The following is a 4,596-nucleotide window of genomic DNA, read 5'->3' as shown; positions in this document are numbered from 1 at the left end:
TTACAATAGCGTCAGGCCTCACCATTATAACGGAGGGCTGACGCCGGAAGAGTCAGAGAACAGATACCATTTTTACTGTAAAACCGTGGCCAGTATTACTTGACCACTACATATCCAGAGCTTCATGCGGGCGTTCAAGATTATAGACTGTACGCCAGTGATCGAAGGCGCGCTGCAACTCACCCGCATCTGTAAACCACTTACCCTGCAAAACTTCCGCCTTCAGACTGCGGTGAAAACGTTCCAGCTTGCCCTGCGTCTGTGGATGGTACGGGCTGGAGTGCCCCACCTTGATACCCTGACGCATCAGCCATAACTCCAGTGCCGTCCAGGTGCATCCTGTCCGGCAGTCCGTAGTGTTCAAATACGCTGACCAGCTGTTGCTGCACGGTCGTCCGTTGTTCATTGGCGCAGTGAGCCAGACACAGGGAAAAACGGGAATGATCATCCAGCAGCGTTAACGGATGGCAGCGTCCACCGCCAAAGGGAAAGTGCCCCTTAAAATCCATCTGCCAGAGCTGGTTCGGCGTGTTCGAAGCGGCCCGTCGCCGGGGCTGCCGCAACCAGACCGGGCAGAAGGCCATTGCGGGCCATCAGGTTATGCACCGTGCTGAAGGCGGGCAGAACAAACTCAGAACGTAGTGACATGGTATCTCTCGCTTCCCTGGGCATAAGCGGCTCCATAAACGGGTTCTGATGCCTTAGTTGTAAGTATCAACCATGTCTCCGAACAAGTGTTTACTATGTCTCCGCATCGTACACACCTGTCTGAGGGAGGAGACTGCCCGTCGCACTCTTTGTCTTGATTGCCGCAAATTGGCAGAGGTCGGCAACGCGAGTGTGATAAGCGTTAATGTCCCAGTGTTTTGCATACATGTCAGAACACCTTTGACTGTAAGCGCATACTGATCTTACCCACCAATAGTGGACACAGGACTAAGTGAGTAAACTCTTAACCAGGGTGACTCATGACAAAACCAGTATCAATCAGCAAGAAGCCCCGTAAACAACATACGCCTGAATTTCGTAACGAAGCCCTGAAACTCGCTGAACGCATCGGTGTGGCCGCCACAGCCCGTGAACTCAGCCTGTATGAATCTCAGCTTTATGCCTGGCGCAGTAAACAGCAGCAACAAATGAGTTCGTCAGAGCGCGAAAGCGAACTGGCCGCTGAAAATGTCCGCCTTAAACGACAACTGGCGGAGCAGGCTGAGGAACTGGCCATCCTCCAAAAGGCCGCGACATACTTCGCGAAGCGCCTGAAATGAAGTATGTCTTCATCGAAAATCATCGGGCAGAGTTCAGCATCAAAGCGATGTGTCGTGTACTTCGGGTTGCCCGCAGCGGCTGGTATGTCTGGCTCAGGCGTCGTCACCAGATGAGCCTGCGCCAACAGTTTCGGCTCACCTGCGATGCCGCTGTCCATAAGGCATTCTTTGAGGCAAAGCAGCGATACGGTGCTCCCCGCCTTGCTGACGAACTGCCGGAGTTCAATATTAAAACCATTGCCGCCAGCCTGCGTCGTCAGGGGCTGCGGGCGAAAGCCAGCCGGAAGTTCAGCCCGGCCAGCTACCGTGCACATGGCCTGCCCGTATTGGAGAATCTGCTGGAGCAGGACTTCAGCGCCAGCGGCCCGAACCAGAAGTGGGTGGGTGACATCACGTACTGTGTGCCCGGAGTTCAGGGCGAGCATAGACGCTCAAATGAACCACGAGTCTGTCTGGAATATTGAACCGGTAACTCACGATGAGAAACCCAACAATCCCACCGGGTGTGACGGTGGAGAACCTGAGCGGCAGTGACCTGCGGCATGCCCGCAGGGTGATGTAACCCGCTGACAACGGGGATTGAGGCGAGATCACTAAGCCGAGATGATCCTCAAGGTTAAGTACTGAAAGGCTTAAGAATATGAACCCGTTAATCCGCCTCTGTGGGTTGAAAACGTCACCACGGCCTACGTGATCTGACAGGCCGTGCAGGAGGAACTGGCAGTGATACGTAAGCACTGCCGGTCGAAGGTGTTTTGACATGTATGCGAAACTCCGGGTCAGCAGCGTCTATCACGCTCGCGTTGCTGACTTCTGCCAACTTGCGGCAAGCAAGGATAAAGAGTGCGACGGGCAGCCTCCTCAGTATGTCTGAGTCCAGTCAGGCAAACCGGGGAAGGTCAGCGACGGATGTTAAGGGGGCATGGCTCCGATGACGCGCTGGCTGGCGGAGCTTCCGTAGTAGTCCGCGATGGGGAAAGCCCATTACATGGCGAAGGGAAGCAGTTTGAATGTGTCTGCGACGTAAATTAACTGACCTAACGAGGTGAAGACCTTTGATAATCAGCGAAATGCAACGCAAGCTTGCCACATGGGCAGCCACCGATCCGTCCCTACGGATTCAACGGCTGCTGCGTCTGATAACACAACCAGAATGGCTGGCTGAAGCGGCGCGGATCACGCTTTCATCAAAGGGGGCGAATACCCCCGGTGTTGATGGCGTGAACAAAACAATGCTACAGGCCAGACTGGCTGTTGAGCTGCAAATCCTCAGGGATGAATTACTCTCAGGCCACTACCAGCCCTTGCCCGCCAGGCGGGTTTACATCCCTAAAAGCAATGGCAAACTGCGACCACTGGGTATCCCCGCGTTGCGGGATCGTATTGTTCAGCGGGCCATGCTGATGGCGATGGAGCCGATATGGGAGAGTGATTTTCATACGCTCTCATATGGCTTCCGGCCTGAGCGCAGTGTCCACCACTCGATCCGCACGGTGAAATTACAGCTCACCGACTGCGGTGAAACCCGGGGACGCTGGGTGATTGAAGGCGACCTGTCCAGTTACTTCGACACCGTACATCATCGACTGCTGATGAAGGCTGTACGCCGCAGGATCAGTGACGCACGTTTCATGACTCTGCTGTGGAAAACCATCAAGGCGGGACATATCGATGTCGGTCTCTTTCGGGCGGCCAGTGAAGGTGTGCCACAGGGCGGTGTTATATCGCCGCTATTGTCGAACATCATGCTGAATGAGTTCGATCAATACCTGCATGAGCGCTACCTGAGCGGGAAAGCAAGAAAAGATCGGTGGTACTGGAATAACAGTATCCAACGGGGCCGAAGTACGGCGGTCAGAGAAAACTGGCAGTGGAAACCCGCGGTGGCGTACTGCCGCTATGCCGATGATTTTGTCCTCATCGTCAAAGGCACCAAAGCACAGGCGGAAGCCATCAGGGAGGAGTGTCGGGGTGTGCTCGAAGGCAGTCTGAAACTCAGGCTGAACATGGATAAGACTAAAATCACCCATGTTAATGACGGCTTTATCTTTCTGGGGCACAGGATCATTCGCAAACGCAGTCGTTATGGCGAGATGCAAGTGGTCTCAACGATCCCGCTGGAGAAAGCCAGAAACTTCGCCGCATCGCTGACAGCACTGTTATCAGGCAACTACAGTGAAAGCAAAGTCGATATGGCTGAACAACTCAACCGAAAACTGAAAGGCTGGGCCATGTTCTATCAGTTCGTTGATTTTAAGGCCAAAGTCTTCAGTTATATCGACCGTGTCGTGTTCTAGAAGCTGGCTCACTGGCTGGCCCGCAAATACCGTACAAGTATCGCTTCCCTGATGAGGTGGTGGTGTAAATCACCGAAACCGGGTCAGAGCAAAACGTGGGTTTTATTTGGTAAAACCAATCACGGCAAGCTCAGCGGCGAAATACTGTACCGGTTGGTGGGGCAAGGCAAGAAGCTGTTCCGCTGGCGGCTACCCGAAGGTAATCCCTATCTGAGGACGGAAACCAGAAAGACGTATACATCGCGCTTTACAGAAGTGGCAATGGCGTTCGCCAGCGTTTAAATGGAGAGCCGGATGCGCTGAAAGGTGCATGTCCGGTTCGGGGAGGAGAGGCAGGGAAATAGTCCGACTACGCCCTGCCTCTTACTCTACTGCGTACCGATGAGGGCTGGTTGTATCTCACAGTAGTCATCGACCTGTGGTCACGCGCCGTCATTGGCTGGTCGATGTCACCGCGAATGACAGCACAACTGGCCTGTGATGCACGGCAAATGGCGTTGTGGCGGAGAAGACGCCCGGAAAGCGTCATTGCTCATACGGACCGTGGTGGTCAATACTGTTCAGGGGATTATCAGGCGCTGCTGAAGCGACACAACCTGCGTGGCAGTATGAGTGCGAAAGGCTACTGTTATGACAATGCCTGTGTGGAAAGCTTCTTTCATTCGCTGAAGGTGGAATGTATCCACGGGGAACGCTTTAGCAGCCGGGAAATAATGCGGGCAACGGTGTTTAATTATATCGAGTGTGATTACAATCGCTGGCGTCGTCACAGTGCCTGTGGCGGTCTCAGCCCGGAACAATTTGAAAACCATAATCTCGCTTAGGGCCGTGTCCACATTACGTGGGTAGGATCACTCCACCGTCACACCCGATGGGATTGTTGGGTTTCTCATCGTTAGCTACCGATTCTATATTCCAGACAGACTCGAGGTTTATTTAAGAATCCATACCTGCTCGGCCTCCAGCACAGAAAACCGACACTCAAGCAGACTCGGCAGGCTGGTATGCTCCTGGCGGGCATTTTTGTACTG

At 53.9% G+C, this 4,596-nt stretch carries 4 pseudogenes; 3 read left to right on the top strand and 1 reads right to left on the bottom strand.

Annotated features, from left to right (window positions below):
* Positions 1-109: 109 nt before the first annotated feature.
* Positions 110-624 (bottom strand): annotated as a pseudogene (locus ACJHYR_RS26915) (integrase core domain-containing protein); the annotation flags it as partial.
* A gap of 344 nt (positions 625-968) precedes the next feature.
* Here ACJHYR_RS26915 and ACJHYR_RS26910 point away from each other — a divergent pair.
* From ACJHYR_RS26910 to ACJHYR_RS26900, 3 pseudogenes are all read left to right on the top strand, one after another.
* Positions 969-1,666: pseudogene (locus ACJHYR_RS26910) on the top strand (transposase); the annotation flags it as partial.
* Between the two features lie 672 nt (positions 1,667-2,338).
* Positions 2,339-3,847: pseudogene (gene ltrA / locus ACJHYR_RS26905) on the top strand (group II intron reverse transcriptase/maturase).
* A gap of 80 nt (positions 3,848-3,927) precedes the next feature.
* A pseudogene (locus tag ACJHYR_RS26900) lies at positions 3,928-4,389 on the top strand (IS3 family transposase); the annotation flags it as partial.
* Positions 4,390-4,596: the final 207 nt, after the last annotated feature.

This window comes from Escherichia sp. WS1450 (assembly GCF_046487395.1).
Classification (GTDB): Bacteria; Pseudomonadota; Gammaproteobacteria; order Enterobacterales; family Enterobacteriaceae; genus Escherichia; species Escherichia coli.
This window is presented reverse-complemented; position numbering and strand designations above follow the sequence as displayed.